Origin of the sequence: Pandoraea anapnoica, assembly GCF_902459765.1 — a bacterium.
GTDB classification, from domain to species: domain Bacteria; phylum Pseudomonadota; class Gammaproteobacteria; order Burkholderiales; family Burkholderiaceae; genus Pandoraea; species Pandoraea anapnoica.
Map to the genome: position 1 here is coordinate 91,754 of NZ_CABPSP010000008.1, position 14,347 is coordinate 106,100.

16 protein-coding genes are annotated in these 14,347 nt (G+C 64.6%); all 16 read right to left on the bottom strand.

What is annotated here, in order from left to right:
* Nucleotides 1–90: 90 nt before the first annotated feature.
* Nucleotides 91–1,062 carry a VOC family protein gene (locus PAN31117_RS14315; protein ID WP_150738764.1) on the bottom strand — a complete coding sequence of 324 codons (972 nt, stop codon included), beginning with the start codon at nucleotides 1,060–1,062 and terminating at the stop codon, nucleotides 91–93.
* 45 nt (nucleotides 1,063–1,107) lie between these two features.
* Complete coding sequence (locus PAN31117_RS14320; protein WP_150738765.1) at nucleotides 1,108–2,073, bottom strand: PDR/VanB family oxidoreductase; 966 nt, start codon at nucleotides 2,071–2,073, stop codon at nucleotides 1,108–1,110.
* 45 nt (nucleotides 2,074–2,118) lie between these two features.
* Complete coding sequence (locus PAN31117_RS14325) at nucleotides 2,119–2,574, bottom strand: RidA family protein (RefSeq protein WP_150738766.1); 456 nt, start codon at nucleotides 2,572–2,574, stop codon at nucleotides 2,119–2,121.
* Between the two features lie 27 nt (nucleotides 2,575–2,601).
* Nucleotides 2,602–3,633: a Rieske 2Fe-2S domain-containing protein gene (locus PAN31117_RS14330; protein WP_150738767.1), complete on the bottom strand. Its 1,032-nt coding sequence runs from the start codon at nucleotides 3,631–3,633 to the stop codon at nucleotides 2,602–2,604.
* Nucleotides 3,634–3,688: 55 nt separating this feature from the next.
* Nucleotides 3,689–3,907 (bottom strand): recombinase-like helix-turn-helix domain-containing protein, encoded by a 219-nt coding sequence (locus PAN31117_RS14335; RefSeq protein WP_039400222.1) that lies wholly within the window; start codon nucleotides 3,905–3,907, stop codon nucleotides 3,689–3,691.
* Nucleotides 3,907–4,251 (bottom strand): hypothetical protein, encoded by a 345-nt coding sequence (locus PAN31117_RS14340; RefSeq protein WP_150738768.1) that lies wholly within the window; start codon nucleotides 4,249–4,251, stop codon nucleotides 3,907–3,909. The genes PAN31117_RS14335 and PAN31117_RS14340 overlap by 1 nt, the downstream gene beginning before the upstream one ends.
* Before the next feature lie 23 nt (nucleotides 4,252–4,274).
* Nucleotides 4,275–5,288, bottom strand: a complete 1,014-nt coding sequence (locus PAN31117_RS14345; protein WP_150738769.1) for an ABC transporter substrate-binding protein — start codon at nucleotides 5,286–5,288, stop codon at nucleotides 4,275–4,277.
* Nucleotides 5,289–5,374: 86 nt separating this feature from the next.
* Nucleotides 5,375–6,871, bottom strand: a complete 1,497-nt coding sequence (locus tag PAN31117_RS14350) for an aldehyde dehydrogenase (RefSeq protein ID WP_150738770.1) — start codon at nucleotides 6,869–6,871, stop codon at nucleotides 5,375–5,377.
* A 13-nt stretch (nucleotides 6,872–6,884) separates the two neighbouring features.
* Nucleotides 6,885–7,703 (bottom strand): aspartate dehydrogenase, encoded by an 819-nt coding sequence (locus PAN31117_RS14355; RefSeq protein WP_150738771.1) that lies wholly within the window; start codon nucleotides 7,701–7,703, stop codon nucleotides 6,885–6,887.
* Nucleotides 7,696–9,348 (bottom strand): thiamine pyrophosphate-binding protein, encoded by a 1,653-nt coding sequence (locus PAN31117_RS14360; RefSeq protein WP_150738772.1) that lies wholly within the window; start codon nucleotides 9,346–9,348, stop codon nucleotides 7,696–7,698. Before PAN31117_RS14360 ends, PAN31117_RS14355 begins: the two co-directional genes overlap by 8 nt.
* Nucleotides 9,341–10,156, bottom strand: a complete 816-nt coding sequence (locus tag PAN31117_RS14365; RefSeq protein ID WP_150738773.1) for an SDR family oxidoreductase — start codon at nucleotides 10,154–10,156, stop codon at nucleotides 9,341–9,343. Before PAN31117_RS14365 ends, PAN31117_RS14360 begins: the two co-directional genes overlap by 8 nt.
* Nucleotides 10,153–11,031, bottom strand: coding sequence for an IclR family transcriptional regulator (locus PAN31117_RS14370; RefSeq protein WP_150738889.1), 879 nt, complete (start codon nucleotides 11,029–11,031; stop codon nucleotides 10,153–10,155). The genes PAN31117_RS14365 and PAN31117_RS14370 overlap by 4 nt, the downstream gene beginning before the upstream one ends.
* Nucleotides 11,032–11,080: 49 nt before the next feature.
* A complete protein-coding gene (locus PAN31117_RS14375; RefSeq protein WP_150738774.1) occupies nucleotides 11,081–11,989 on the bottom strand; it encodes an alpha/beta fold hydrolase in 909 nt (302 codons plus the stop codon).
* A 112-nt stretch (nucleotides 11,990–12,101) separates the two neighbouring features.
* Nucleotides 12,102–12,659, bottom strand: a complete 558-nt coding sequence (locus PAN31117_RS14380) for a cupin domain-containing protein (protein WP_150738775.1) — start codon at nucleotides 12,657–12,659, stop codon at nucleotides 12,102–12,104.
* Nucleotides 12,660–12,699: 40 nt separating this feature from the next.
* On the bottom strand, nucleotides 12,700–13,473 hold the full coding sequence (locus PAN31117_RS14385) for an SDR family oxidoreductase (RefSeq protein WP_150738890.1): 774 nt from the start codon (nucleotides 13,471–13,473) through the stop codon (nucleotides 12,700–12,702).
* A 54-nt stretch (nucleotides 13,474–13,527) separates the two neighbouring features.
* Nucleotides 13,528–14,310 carry an ABC transporter permease gene (locus PAN31117_RS14390; protein WP_150738776.1) on the bottom strand — a complete coding sequence of 261 codons (783 nt, stop codon included), beginning with the start codon at nucleotides 14,308–14,310 and terminating at the stop codon, nucleotides 13,528–13,530.
* Nucleotides 14,311–14,347 lie beyond the last annotated feature (37 nt).

Here is a 14,347-nt window from a genome sequence, read left to right on the forward strand (position 1 = left end):
TGCAAAAGGGGGCGATGCGTTGCGCATGCCCCCTCGTGCCGCGTCGTTTCCCCCCGGATTCGACGCGCTGCTACAACTCTGTGTCAGTACTCAGCGCTTGGCCGTATCGGTCATGAACTTGCCGGTCGGCGCTTCGCCGCCCTTCTTCTGGCGACGCGTATTGCCGTCGAGTCCACCATCCACCGCCCACTCCGCGAACACTGTCGGACCCGGCTCGAAATCGCGCGGTTGCCAGTCGGGCGTCAGGATGTCCTCGTCGGCGTAATACTCGATGAGCGCGCCGCACGGATTCTTGAAGTACCAGAAATACGCCGACGAGATCGGGTGACGGCCCGGCCCCAACTGCGTTTCCCAGCCACAGCGGTCGATATGCATACCGCCGCCGAACACTTCGTGGATGTCGCGCACCGTGAACGCCACGTGATTCAGGCCACGCTTGCCGTTGGGCAGCGCCAGCAGGAACAGGTCGTGGTGGCCGCCGTGCGGGGCGCAACGCATGAACGCGCCGCGATCCGGATACCGGTCGGACAACTCGAAACCGAGCTTGTCCTCGTAGAACTTCTGCGTGGCAGCCAGCGCATTCGTGAAGAAGACCACGTGGCCGACTTCGATCGGTTGCGCACGCTCGTACACCGGACTGGGCGTATTCACGCGCTGCGCGGGGCGTCCCCACGGATTCGTCGGCGCGCCCTGCACGTCCAGCGCGCGCTTGGCCGTCACTTCGACGCGCACGGCCAGACCATTCGGGTCGATGCAGCCCGTCGCACCCTCCTTGAAGAAGTAGCCCGGCTGATCGGCGAGACGGTCGGCGATGGCAGCCACTTCGTCTGCGCTCGTCACGCCCCACGTCACTTCACGCAGCGTCGGGCCATCTTCCATGGCCGGTGGCAGCGACAGATCGTCGTGACGCACCGCAAGCACACGGCAGCCGTTGAGCGTTTCGAAGCGCGCGCCATTGGCGTCGACGGCGATCTCGGTCAGGCCCCAGTCGGCCAAGAACCGGCGGCAGGTGTCGAGGTCGGTGACCCCGTAGGTAATTTGTTCGATGCCCAGAATCGTCATGACAGTCTCGGGAAAATCGGAAGTCTCGAATAAATGAATAGGCGCTCAGAGATCGAGCGTCAGATGCTCGCCCTTGCAACCGGACACGCAGATCATCATGACCTTGTTCCCGGCGCGCTCCGACGCGCTCAGCACCGAGTCGCGATGATCGGGGCAGCCTTCGAGCACACGGGTTTCGCATGCACCGCAAATACCCTCCATGCAGCTATGTTCGGCGTCTATGCCCGCCGCCAGAAGCGTGTCGAGCAGCGTCGCGCCAGCGGGCACGGCAAGCTCCTTGCCGGACTTCGCAAGCTTCACGACATAGCCTGCCGACGTCGCGGGCGGCGGCGCATCCGGTGCGGCCGCGAAGCGTTCGGTGTGGACGTTCGCGATGCCTGCCCCGGCACACGCGGCTTCGAAGGCGTCGAGCATGACGCCCGGGCCGCAGCAATAAGCATGCGTGCCCGCCGGTTGATCGGCCAGAAACGCCGCGAGCGACGCGGGCTTACCGTCGTGCTGGTCGTCGAAGTGATAGGTGATGTCGCCACCGAGCGCGTTCAGTTCGTTGACGAACGCCGCCTGCGGTGCCGTGCGCGCGCAATACATCAGCTTGACGCTGCGGCCGAGCGAGCGCAGACGCCGGTACATGCAGAGAATCGGCGTCACGCCGATGCCGCCTGCAACCAGCACCGAGTGCGCCGCCGTCTCGTCCAACGCGAAGTGATTGCGCGGCGCCGAGATCTCTAGCGTCATGCCGACACGGAAGTTGTCGTGAATAAAGCGTGAGCCGCCACGACTCTTCGGATCAGCCAGAATGCCCAGCACATAGCGGTTTTCCTCGCCCGGGGTATTCACCAGCGAGTAACTCCGCACCAGCCCGCTCGGCAGGTGCAGATCGATGTGCGCGCCGGGCGTGAATTCCGGGAACGGCGTGCTGCTGCCCGCCGCAGGCACGAGTTCGATGCTCATGATGCCCGCCGCCTCATAACGAAGCGTGCGCACCATTGCCGACAGGGTTGACTTGCTCATAACGCCGCTCTCTGATGTTGCTGATTTTCTTGACGTCCGTCCGGCTTAACCTGCGATGGCCGCGACAGACAAATCGATATCGAGACGCGCAAACGCCTCAATCTCCACACGCAGTTCCGGAAACACCAGACCGCTGACCGCCACGAGCGTCGAACACGGATATGCGCCGCCGTTCGCCGCCACGTCCGCGAAGAACTCACGGCGTGCGCGACCGACTTCGTCTTTGTCGGCGATATCGGTCACGTACACGACAAGCTTGTAGACATTGGCGAGACGGCCACCGCCAGCCTCGACCAGCGCGCGGATCTTGCCAAGCACCACCAGTGTCTGCTCGTAGGTCGTGAGTGGCTTTTCCGCATCACGCGTGGCCGGATGTGCCGTCATGCCCGACATCAGGATTTCGTTGCCGAACCGGATGCCATTGCTCCACGTGGCCGTCGCGAGATCGGGCACGGCTTGCGCACGAATGCGTTCGGCTTTGATGGCGGAAGGGTTTTGCATGATCGCGTCCATTAGGCGGCCGACGGCTTACGCCTTGCCCGGCTGCATGCGCTCAAGCTCTGCCTTCGCCAGATTCTTCAGATGGCGACGCAGACGCACGATACCCATGTCGTGTTGATACAGATGTTCGTTCTGGTTGGCGTCCGGCTCCATGTCTTCAAGCATCACGCGGTCCTGCTCCAGCACGTTCCAGTGACGCGCCTCCAGACGATTGCGATACAGGAAGCGCCACGTGTCGCGTTGCCAGCCATCGAGCTTTCGGCAGCGCCAGTGGAACACGGCGGCCAGCGTCGGGGAGATCGGCGTGTAGCTGCCCACGATCACGAAGTTGCCGCCGGGGCCGCCCGTCTTCGGGTACGGAATCTCCAGACGCATCCAGTGCGTCCCCGTGTCGGCCCATTCGGTCCAGTCGAAGTTCACATCGCGCTGGCCTTCCTTCTCGAACACGAAGCCACGGTCGGTATCGCGAATGCGGAACGCTGCCGTGTTGTCGCCCTCAGCCATCGAGTGCGACTGCTTGTGCAGATACGTGCCGTGCATCGGATCCATCACGTTATCGAGCACGTAACGGTAATCGCCCTTCCATTCCGTGTAGCAGAGGAACGACGAGAATGCGCCGTCGGCATCGAGTTCTTCCGGCAGCACCAACGGCGGCGGCGTCTCGATGTTTTCGGTGGCGTTGTACAACCAGATCGCTTCGTTGCGCTCGACGATGTGATACGCCTGCGTCGGACGCGAGCCTTCGAGCTTGCAGCCCGGGCTGCCTGGCACACGCATGACGGTGCCGTCGCAGCGCACCTGCACGCCGTGATAGCCGCAGGCGATGCGGTCGCCCATGACGATGCCCTTCGAGAGCGGCGCGCCGCGATGCGGGCAATGGTCGTCGAGGGCATGCACCTTGTTGTCCTGATCGCGCCAGAACACGAGCTTCTTGCCCAGACGGCGCAGCGAGACCGGCTCGCGGCCGATCATGTGCGACGGACAAATCGGGTACCAGAGATTCTTCAGGCCGCGCTCCAGAATGGCGTCGGCAGTGAGGATAGGCTGTTGCGTAGTCATGGGGGGACCTCCATCGCGAGCGCCGCCCGAGCGGCCATCGCGCTATGTGTTGTTTTTACTCTTCGGCCAGTCGTGCGATCTGCGCTTTGTAGACGTCTTCCGTCCACACGTCGCCTTCCTGCGGGCCGGGGCCAGTGCGATTCAGGTAGGCTACGAGGCCCGCCAGATCGTGTGTGCCCGACGCGTAGGCGCGCTCGATGGCGTCGCCCAGCAGGCTTTCGTATTGCGTCGGCTCATGACGACGCGCTTGATGCGGTTCCAGATAACGGTCCATCACTTCCCTCCATTGCGTACCCGCTCGCGAATACGCGCGTGCACGGGTACAAAGTCGTACGTCGGATAGCATTCGGTGCGAAACACGCCCCAGGCCGAGCGTTCCAGCTCCACGTTCACGACGGGCAGCAAATGCGGCGGCAGTTCCAGCGTGACGATCTGGCCGAAGCCCATCGCCACCGTCCACGACACCACCTTGACGCCTGCGGGCGGGAATCGCTCCCACCATTCGGCCGCCTTCAGACGCTCCTGAAAATCGTCGAGATTGTTCGACTGATCGTGACGCAGGAACACCGTCAGCATCATGGTCTCGGGCTGGGCGGAGCCCGGTGCGGTTTCGCTCATTGCTCTCTCGCCTGTCGCGTCGCTTACTGCACGAACTGGTTGGTGAACAGGTCTTCCGGCTTGGACTTCTCACGGATGACCTTCTCTTGCGCGTAGAAGTCCTGCAACTTCGTCACACGCGCCGGATCGAACGCGCCCAGACGTTGCTGGCCCGGATACACATTGCGGGCGTAGTACGTGAGGATCTTTTCGATCTCGGCTTCCTTGCCCTTGTATGCAGGCACGGCGGCGCAGTATTCCTTCGCAGCGCCCGCCGGATCGCGCATGATTTCTGCGACCGACTTAATCGTCGCGCGCACGAACTTGCGGATCATCTCCGGCTTCTCGGCGATGGTCTTGTCCGAAGCCAGAATCGCCTGCGCCATGCCCGGGAAATACTTGTCCGTCGACGTCATCGTGATCTTCACGCCAGCGTCTTCGATGTTCTGCGCCCACTCGGGCGTGCCGACCATCACTTCCGCCTTACCCGTCGCCACCTGCTGCCAGACGCCCGCCGGGCCTGCGCCCTGAATGCGTGCATCGTTACGCGTGAGACCGGCCGAGGCGAGCAGACCGAGCGTCGCGTAGAAGCCGGTGTCCTGATAGGCCAGCACGGTGATCGTCTTGCCCTTCAGATCGGCGGGCGACTTGATGTTGGCATCATCGCGCACGACCAGTTGGTGCAGCGTGCGGCCACCGAGCAGCGCCACACCCTTGATGGGAATGCCGTTCGGACGCAGCACGATCGGCGTATCGCCGAGACCACCGCCCAGATCACCGTTGCCGGATGCAAGCTGCTTGCCCACGTCGGCGCCGCCCTGCACGGTCAGCCAACGTACCGACAGACCTTCTGCCGCGTAGTAGCCCTTCTTCTCGGCCAGCATCAGCGGCGCGAAGGCCGGCAGATTCGCCGGGGCCGGGAGCAGATAGGTGATCTGCTGCGTCGCAGGCTGCTGCGCCATCACCGGTGCGGCCACGCCACTGAGTCCCGCCACGGCACACAGACCCGCCGTAAGAAAGGCGCGACGCGCCAACGATGCACGGAAAATCGACAACATATCTTTGCCTCGCTCAAGTTTCGGATGTCCGCGATGCCCCGTGCACCGCGGCTTGCCACTGTCATTGCCCACTTCTGCCGCCAACGTCAGACCCGGCCCGCCCAGGCGAGCGGATTTTCGTTCAGGCCCCAGTAAAGGCTCTTCTGATTCGTGTATTCCAGCAGTCCCAGACGACCCTTCTCGCGCCCCATACCGCTCTCCTTCCAGCCGCCGAACGGCGTCGAAATAGAGAACTGCTTGTAGGTATTGATCCAGACGGTGCCCGTCTCCAGCGCGCGGCCCACGCGCCATGCGCGCTTGAAGTCGAGCGTCCAGATACCGGCAGCCAGCCCGTAGACGCTGTCGTTGGCCTCGGCCAGCAGATCGGCTTCGTTTTCGAACGGCAGCACGGCCAGCACCGGCCCGAAGATCTCTTCCTGCACCATGCGTGCCTGATTTGTCAGGCCCGCGATGATAGTCGGCTGATAGAAGTAGCCTTTCTCGCGACCGTCGCCCGCAGGACGCTCGCCGCCGCACAGCAGCCGACCGCCCTCTTCCAGCCCGATAGCGACGTAGCGCTCGATGGATTCGCGGTGCGACGACGTCACGAGCGGCCCCATCTGCGTGTCTTCGCGCAGCGGATCGCCCACGCGCAATTGCTTCGCACCGGCGACCAGACGCTCGACGAAAGCGTCGAAGATCGCTTTGTGGACGAACAACCGCGAGCCTGCGATGCACGACTCACCCGACGAACTGAAGATGCCGTAGAGCACACCGGCCACGGCGTGGTCGATGTCGGCGTCGTCGAACACGATGGTCGGCGACTTGCCGCCGAGTTCGAGCGATACCGGCATCAGCTTTTCTGCGGCGAGACGTGCGATGCCGCGACCGACTTCCGTGCCGCCGGTGAACGCCACCTTCTTGACCTTCGGATGACGCACGAGAATGTCGCCAATGACCGAGCCCTTGCCGGGCAGCACCGACAGCACCCCACGCGGCACGCCTGCGGCTTCGCAGATGCGGCCGAGTTCGAGCGATGCGAGCGGCGTGACTTCCGCCGGTTTGAGCACCACGGCGTTGCCTGCGGCAAGTGCCGGGGCGAGCTTCTGAGCGTCCGACGCAATCGGCGAGTTCCACGGTGTGATCGCGGCCACCACACCCAGCGGCTCATGCACGCTCATCGTCAGAAAGTCGCCGCGCGACGGCGTGAGCGTCTCTTCCAGCGTCTCCAGGCAAGAGGCGAAGTAACGGAACGTGCCCGCCGCGCTCGCGACAAGTGCGCGCGTCTCGCTGATCGGCTTGCCGTTGTCGCGTCGTTGCAGATGCGCAAGCGCCTCGGCGCGTTGCGCGATGCCGTCGGCTACGCGATGCAGCACAGCAGCGCGCTGATGCGGCTTCAGGCCAGCCCAGTCGGCGCGACGCCACGCGGCGTCTGCGGCTTCTACCGCTTCGACGGCATCGTCCGCACCCGCGGCGGCGATCTCGGCGTTCACGCTTTCGTCGGCCGGATACAGGCTTTGATAGCGCTTACCGGTACCGGCACGCCATTCGCCGCCGACCAGAATGTCGCTCGAAAACCCTTGCAGCAAATCTTGATGGCTCATGAGTCTCTTCCTGCTAGATCACACAGTTCGCGACGCGATTGCGCAGTGCGCGAATGGCCGAGTAGGCGGTGAGCGCCGACGTCTTGGGGTTGTCCGGCAACGGCTTGCCGCACATCTCCAGCGACATTTCGCCGAACGCACCGCGCGCCACGATGTGATGCACGTTGCGGGTGCTCGTCGGGTCGGCGATCAGACGCACACGCGTCGCATCGAGCCCCAGCCCTGCGATGGCCACGGTCGCCGCGACGTTAGCGTTCTTCGGGTACAGACGCGCAGCATCCCGGGCGCTGCCTTCGAAGATCACGGTCGCCGTGGTGAGCGTGGCGAGATCGCACACCTGCTCGGCGGGCGTGCCCTGCCAGCCCATCGGCGGCTTGCGGCCCGTGTACAGCACCTCGTCCAGTCCGCCTTCACGGGCAGCAGCGATGGCGTCGATGCCGCCAATCGCGCCGGAGAGCAGCGTAACGGTCGATGCACCATCTTTCGCAGCTTGTTCGAGCGCCGCCAACAGATCGGTATCCGAGAGCGCGCCAATGGAGGCCACCGCGCAGTCGACACCCGACTTGAGCAGCGGCACAACGTGCCCCGACAGCGCGCTGTGTCCGGCGCATTCCAGAACGAAGTCCGGACGGCTTGAGAGCGCCTGCGTCGACGACACCACTTCGGTGCCCGCACGCACGCTGCCGCGCACACGCTCGGCGGCGTCTTCCGGCACGATCACATGGCCCACGCGCAGATACGGATCGCCCGCGCACGCTTCGTATACTTTCGAGCCGATTGCGCCGAAGCCGATGAGCGCAACGTCAACCGGACGATGATTCAATTCACGCATTCGCAGGCTCCCGGACCGGCGGACCGGCGAAATGCGACGCGAAGTTGCCGACCGACAGCATGTCGACTTCGAGCAGCACCGGACCGTCGTAAGCGACGGCGCGGGCCACGGCCCCTTCCGCCTGATCGATGGACGTAATGCGCTCGTGCTTGAGTTGCAGGCTCGCGCAAAACGCGGCGAAGTCCGGCTGATGCAGTTGCACGTAATGACGACGGCCACCGTACTGCGCATCCTGAATATTGCGGATCACGCCGTAGCACTGATCGTTCATCAGCAGAATCACGACGGGTGCCTTCTCCTGCACAGCGGTCGCGAGTTCGCCCACGTTCACCATCAGGCCACCGTCGCCGCACAGTGCGACCGTCTTCTTCGCATTGCCCGCGAGCGCCGCGCCAATGCCCATCTGCATGCCCTGACCGATGCCGCCACCGAGCGCGTGCACACCGGCGCGCGGCGAGAAGATCTTCAGCAGACGGTTGCCCCACGTGCTGTTCGAAATCGTGACGTCGCGCACCCAGTTGAAGTCGCGACCGAGCGCGCCTTGCAGCGCTGCCACGAGTTGACGATACGGACCGAGACCTTCGGCCACTTGCTTCACGGCAGCGTCACGCGCTGCAGCTAGGTCGGCGTGGAACGCCGGATCGACCGAGAGACGGCCTTGCAGGCGATCGGCCAGCGCGTTCAGCACGCTGGCGGCATCGCCCTGAATGAACATGTCGTTGCGATAGCCACGGTTGTCGGCCAGTCCGTCGGCATCGACGCGATACAGCGGACGCGGCAGCGCCAGCTTGTACTTGAGCGTTTCGTTACCGCGCAGACGCGAGCCGACCACGAGCACCGCATCGCACGTCTTGTAGAACTTCTCGACGGTCGGGTGAATGTTGAATGCACCCAGCGTGGCGGCGTGGTCTTCCGGCACGATGCCGCGACCCTGCACGCTCGTCACCACGCCGAAGCCCATGTCGACCAGACGCTTGACGGCAGCTTCCGCGCCACGCGCGCCGCCGCCGAGCCACAGCAGCGGACGATGCGCCGATGCCAGCTTGTCGGCCAGCGCAGCGACGCGAGCGTCGTCGTGCGTCGGCACGGGGACGTGCGGGGCAGACAGATCGGCCGGCCATTCGATTTCAGCGGCCTGAATGTCGATGGGGATCTCGACGCTCACCGGCCCTGTCGGCGCAGTCAGCGCAGCGCGCACCGCTTCGCGCACCGTCGCGAGCGCCGTATCGACGCAGCGCACGCGGTAAGCCGCCTTCGAGATCGAGTTGAGCATGCTCAGCTGATCCGGGGCTTCGTGGATGTAAGCGAGATCGCGGTCGAGGAATTCGGTTTCGATCTGACCGGTGATGTGCAACACCGGCGTGCCTGCCGTGAGCGCTTCGACCATCGCACCGGCCGCATTACCGGCGGCCGTGCCCGTGCTGGTGAACGCAACACCGAGTCCACCGGACACGCGCGACAGGCCATCGGCCATGTTCAATGCGCCAGCCTCGCCGCGTGCGCCCACGTAACGGATCTTTTCGCGACGCGCGATGGCGTCGAGGATCGGCATGTTGTGAATCGAGATCACGCCGAATGCGGTCTGCACGCCGCACTGTTCGAGAAACGCCGCGATGACTTCGCCGACGGTGGTTTTGTTAGACATGTCTTGCCAAGCCTCCGGAAACATCGATGTGGCTGCCCGTCGTATAGGACGACTGCGGGCTAGCCAGGAAAAAGATCGCTGCGGCCGCCTCTTCAGGCTTGCCCAGACGTTGCAACTGGATTTGCTTCTTGCGCGCGAGTTCGCCGGTCCACTCCGACCACGTCTTGCTGTCGCCCGCCTCTTGCGCCGCGGCGTAACGGCGACGCCACTGTCCCGACTCGACGAGCCCGATCAGAATCGAATTGACGCGCACGCCGTCGGGCGCGAACTCGCCCGCCATCGAACGCACGAGGTTCTGCACGCCCGCACGTGCCGACGACGTTGCCACCATGTGCGGCTCCGGTTGCAGCGCGAGCAGCGAGTTGACGCAGACGATGGCGGCGTCGCCCGTCTCGCGCGCGGCGTCGCGCAGCATCGGCAGGCAGGCACGCGTGGTGCGGATCACGCTGAAGTACTTCAATTCGAGTTCTTCGCGCCAGGCGTCGTCGGTCGTGTCGGCGAACGTCGACACACGGCCCTGCCCTGCGTTGTTCACCAGCATGTCGAGACGACCGAATTCGCCACGGATGCGCTCGGCCAGTGCGGCGACGTCGCCCTCGTCGAGCACGTTGCACCGCGCAGCGATGAGACGCGCCTGCGGATGGCGTTCGCGCAGATGCGCTTCGGCTTGCGCCAGCCGCTCGGGGTTGCGTCCGCAGATGGCGACGGCGGCCCCGGCGTCGAGCAGGCGCTCGGCGGTCGCCAGCCCGATACCGGACGTGCCGCCCGTGACCAGCGCTGCGCGCGAGGAAAGGTCGATCTTGATCATTTGAGTCCCAGTGACTTCATGTAGGGGGTGGACTTGCCGTCGCTCCCCGGGCGGTAGTTCAGACGGTGCGAGAGCGCATCGGCGGCTTCGCGCACCTGACCGATCAGGCCCGCGTCGAGCATCGATGCGTCGATGTTGGCGCGCGGAATCGTGACCGTGATAGCGGCGCAGATGCGACCCACGTCGTTGCGCACCGGTGCGCTCACCACACTGATACCCCGCTCGAACGACGAGGCCGACACGGCATAGCCGCGCTCGGCGTCTTCGCGTACGCGCTCGAACAATTCGGTCAACGATTCGGGCGTCTGCGGCGTGAATTTCTCCAGCGTCTTCTCGGGATACAGCGCGCGCAGTTCGGTGAGCGTCAGATCGCCCATCAGTACGTGACCGTGCACTGTGGCGTGCGCAGGCAGACGCGTGCCGACGTTGACCTTGATCGAGTTGAATACGCCCGCGACGCTTTGTGCCTTCGCGACGAACACGATGTCGCGGCCGTCGCGAATCACGATGTGCGACGTAAGTTGGGTCGCGTCGCGCAGACGCTCGATGATCGGAATGCCGAGGTCGGTCAGTTCCAGCGAACTGAGGTATTCGAAGCCTAGACGCAGCACGGCCACGCCCAGACGGAAGTTCTTTTCGCTTCCCGCACGCTCAAGAAAACCCATGGCTTCGAGCGTCTGCAACAGACGGAAGACAGTCGTGCGCGGAATGCCCAGCCGTTGCGACAGTTCCGGCGCACTGAACACCGGTTCGCGCGGCGAGAATTGCGTGAGGATGCGCAGGCCGCGCTCAAGACCCGGCACGAGATAGCGTGACTCGGCAGCGCCCTCGACAACCGCGTCGCCGTCGAGCGAGACGTTCTGATCGTCCTGCATGTTGTCGTCTTCGATGAGCGCTTCGCGCTTCGGTGTGGCCGGTGCCATCTCAGCGCTCCCCTGCCGCGACACGTTCGAGCCACGCGGCGAGCGCAGCGTTCAGAACGTCCGGCGTTTCGATGTACGACGCGTGGCCTGCACCGTCGATGACTTGCAGCGGCACGCCCGCGACGTTCGCGATGACCTCGCACGCGGCAGGCGACGTGATGCCGTCCTGCGCACCCACGGCCACAGCAACGGGACCGACCTTGGCGCTCACGTACTGCGTGAGTTCTCCAGCGACGTCGCCATTCGATAGCAGGTGCGTCGCCTGACGGTAGCCGACAGGCAACACCCGCGACATGTTCCATTTCACCCAGGCGCGCGGCAGATCGGCGGCGGCGGGGGCGACGAGGTTGTCGCTACGCTCACGCGCCATACCGGCGGGGCCGAGCTTATCGAGCATCGCCAGACGGCTATCGCGCTTGGACAGGCGCACCTCGGCATCGGCGCGGCCGTAGCCGTTGGCGGGCGAGCAGAGAAAGAGGCCGCGCACGCGTTGCGGCGCGCGGCTCGCAAACTTCGTTGCCATAATCGCGCCCAGCGAATGACCCACCAGCGCCACACGATCCAGACCGAGGGCGTCGAGCCACGCTTCGAGAGCGTCGGCATAGGCGTCGGGATGCGGCTCGTCGGCGGCGACATTCGAAGTCGCACCATAGCCAGGCGCATCCCATGCGTAAAGCTTTGCATTCAGTCCCGTGGCTTCAAACTGCGCCAGCCAGGACGCCGCACCGGAGCCGATACCGTGCAGCATCACGACCGGCACACCGGCGTCGTTCTCAGTGCCCGCGCAGCGATAGCCGACGGTGCCCGCACGCGTGGCGACGGTGCGATACGGAAACGCGTCCAGCCGTGCGCGCAAGGGCGCGACGACATCGTCTTCTGGCACTTCGTGTTGATGGGCTTCGGCTTGCATAGCGGCTTTCGTCTAACTTTTTGCGAACTTGATGCAGACTTCCGACTGCGTGAATTTCTGCCGATGCCGTGCGCGCATTCGACACACGGACACCGGACTTTTCCTTGCGGACTTACTTCATTTCGCGCTTGATCTTCGCGAGCGGCGAATCGGGCGGGTACGTCGGCGTGACCGGCTTTTGCGAGCCGAGCATCACGCACATCAGCGCGTCTTCGTCGCCGATGTTGATTTCCGTGCGGTACACACCCGGCGGCACCGAGATCAGATCGCGCTCGCCAAGAATCGCTTCCCACGTTTCACCGTCGCGCTCGCAGATCACCTTCATCTTTCCGCGCATGACGAAGAAGATTTCCTCGACGTCCATGTGGATGTGGCTCGGGCCGATGTTGCCGGCCGGGATCACCATCGTGGAGAACGTGAAGTGACCGGCAGGCACGGTGTTGACGTCCTTGGCCACACCGGTGCCGCCCGTACCGACGTAGCGCATCTGCGCACGGCGGTACTTCGGGTCGTAGTCGGCCTGGAACTTGAGGGCGTCCCAGTCGTATTTGCGCGTCGAGAAACGCGCCACGCGGGTCTCCAGCCAATCGCCGAATCCCTGGCCTTCGGCCTGCGTCCAGCTCTCGACAGCCTGTGGCGTCGCGGTGTTTTTAGCTTCGGCTTGCGCCATGATCTAACTCCTGAAAGGCGTTGCGAATGAGAGTGGCTCGTCAGGGCATGACGAAGCCGCCGTTGACCGGCAGAACCTGTCCGGTCACGAAACGGGAAGCGTCGGAGAGCAGGAACAGCACCGGGCCGACGACGTCGTCCGGCACTTGCGCACGCGGCAGCGCACGTCCCTCCAGATAGTGGCGATGGCGCGCCGCCGGTACATAGGCCGTGGCTTCGACTTCGACGAGCCCCGGCGCGATGGCGTTGACGGTGATGCCGTCCGGGCCGAGTTCGCGCGCGAGCGAACGCGTCATCGACATGACCGCGCCCTTGCTGGCGGTGTAGGCGAGCAGGCGCGGTGCGCCCCACAGCGCCGTGTCGGACGCGATGTTCACCACGCGGCCCTGCCCCGAGGCGCGCAGGAACGGCAGCGCGGCCATCGTCATGAGCCACGTGCCACGCACGTTGACGTTCATCACGGCGTCCCATATCTCGACGCTCAGCTCGGTGGCCATCTTGCCCCCCGAGTTGGTGATCGCACCGTTGTTGACGAGTCCGTCGATGCCGCCCATGTGCCGACCGGCCGCTTGCGCCGCAGCTTCCACCGACGCCGGGTCCGACAGGTCTACGCGCACGAACGACACCGCGTGTCCGGCGTCCTGCAATTCGGCGGCAAGCGCCTCTCCGGCGTGGGCAGCAATGTCGGCAATCGTCACTTGCGCGCCCCGTGCCACGGCGGCACGCACGAAGCCTTCGCCTAGGCCGCGCGCACCGCCCGTGATCAGCAGCTTCTTGCCGTCGAGCGGCGGCAGTGCGTCGATATCGAGCGGCATCACCGGGAGGGTCGACAGTTCGTTCACGATTCGATTCCTTGTGAAGTCCGGCGCTCAGGCGATGTTCATGGCTGCACGCGGCACGTAATGCAATGCACGACGCTCCAGCCACACCACTGCCGCGTAGGCCGCGATACCGATGACGGTCAGCCCGGCAATCGCGACGAACACCATCGCGGTATTGCCCTGCCCTTCGCCGTACACCAGCAGATAACCGAGGCCACGGTCGCCACCGACCAGCTCGCCGACGGTCACGCCGATCACGGCCAGCGTCGACGCGATGCGCAGCCCGGCGAACAACGCCTGCATGGCCGACGGGAATTCCACGAAGCGGAAGATCTGCCAGCGGCGGCCGCACAGCGCGCGCACCAGATTGACCATGTCGGGATCGACCGAGCGCACCGCGCCCAGCACGTTGATCATCACGGGGAAGAAGACGATCAGCACCGCGACGAGAATCTTCGGGTAGATCGTGTAACCCATCCACATCACGAACAGCGGCGCGAAGGCGACCTTCGGTGCGATCTGCAACGCGAGGATGTACGGCGAGAGCATGGCCTCGGTCGACGGCGACAAGCCGAGGATCACGCCGATCAGCACGCCCAGCGCCGAGCCGATCACGAAACCGGCAATCACTTCAAGCGCCGTCACACCGATGTGCAGCCACAGGTTTTCCACCTGGAACATGCGCACGCCTTCGACGAGCGTCGACGACAGCTTGGGCAACACGAATTCGGGCACGCCGAATGCCGTCGGGCCCCATTGCCACACGGCCGCGAAGATCAGCAGCAGCAAGAAGCTACCGGCGGTCAATTGCGTTTTGGAAAGGGATTTCATAGCGGAGATTCCAGTGTCTTGTGCGAGGGCAAACCGG

Coding starts and splice junctions, on each gene's coding strand:
- PAN31117_RS14340 (WP_150738768.1), bottom strand. CDS start 4,251: ATGAGCGAAACCGCACCGGGCTCCGCCCAGCCCGAGACCATGATGCTG.
- PAN31117_RS14325 (WP_150738766.1), bottom strand. CDS start 2,574: ATGCAAAACCCTTCCGCCATCAAAGCCGAACGCATTCGTGCGCAAGCC.
- PAN31117_RS14330 (WP_150738767.1), bottom strand. CDS start 3,633: ATGACTACGCAACAGCCTATCCTCACTGCCGACGCCATTCTGGAGCGC.
- PAN31117_RS14335 (WP_039400222.1), bottom strand. CDS start 3,907: ATGGACCGTTATCTGGAACCGCATCAAGCGCGTCGTCATGAGCCGACG.
- PAN31117_RS14385 (WP_150738890.1), bottom strand. CDS start 13,473: ATGCCGCTCGATATCGACGCACTGCCGCCGCTCGACGGCAAGAAGCTG.
- PAN31117_RS14375 (WP_150738774.1), bottom strand. CDS start 11,989: ATGCAAGCCGAAGCCCATCAACACGAAGTGCCAGAAGACGATGTCGTC.
- PAN31117_RS14345 (WP_150738769.1), bottom strand. CDS start 5,288: ATGTTGTCGATTTTCCGTGCATCGTTGGCGCGTCGCGCCTTTCTTACG.
- PAN31117_RS14350 (WP_150738770.1), bottom strand. CDS start 6,871: ATGAGCCATCAAGATTTGCTGCAAGGGTTTTCGAGCGACATTCTGGTC.
- PAN31117_RS14365 (WP_150738773.1), bottom strand. CDS start 10,156: ATGATCAAGATCGACCTTTCCTCGCGCGCAGCGCTGGTCACGGGCGGC.
- PAN31117_RS14380 (WP_150738775.1), bottom strand. CDS start 12,659: ATGGCGCAAGCCGAAGCTAAAAACACCGCGACGCCACAGGCTGTCGAG.
- PAN31117_RS14355 (WP_150738771.1), bottom strand. CDS start 7,703: ATGCGTGAATTGAATCATCGTCCGGTTGACGTTGCGCTCATCGGCTTC.
- PAN31117_RS14315 (WP_150738764.1), bottom strand. CDS start 1,062: ATGACGATTCTGGGCATCGAACAAATTACCTACGGGGTCACCGACCTC.
- PAN31117_RS14390 (WP_150738776.1), bottom strand. CDS start 14,310: ATGAAATCCCTTTCCAAAACGCAATTGACCGCCGGTAGCTTCTTGCTG.
- PAN31117_RS14360 (WP_150738772.1), bottom strand. CDS start 9,348: ATGTCTAACAAAACCACCGTCGGCGAAGTCATCGCGGCGTTTCTCGAA.
- PAN31117_RS14320 (WP_150738765.1), bottom strand. CDS start 2,073: ATGAGCAAGTCAACCCTGTCGGCAATGGTGCGCACGCTTCGTTATGAG.
- PAN31117_RS14370 (WP_150738889.1), bottom strand. CDS start 11,031: ATGCAGGACGATCAGAACGTCTCGCTCGACGGCGACGCGGTTGTCGAG.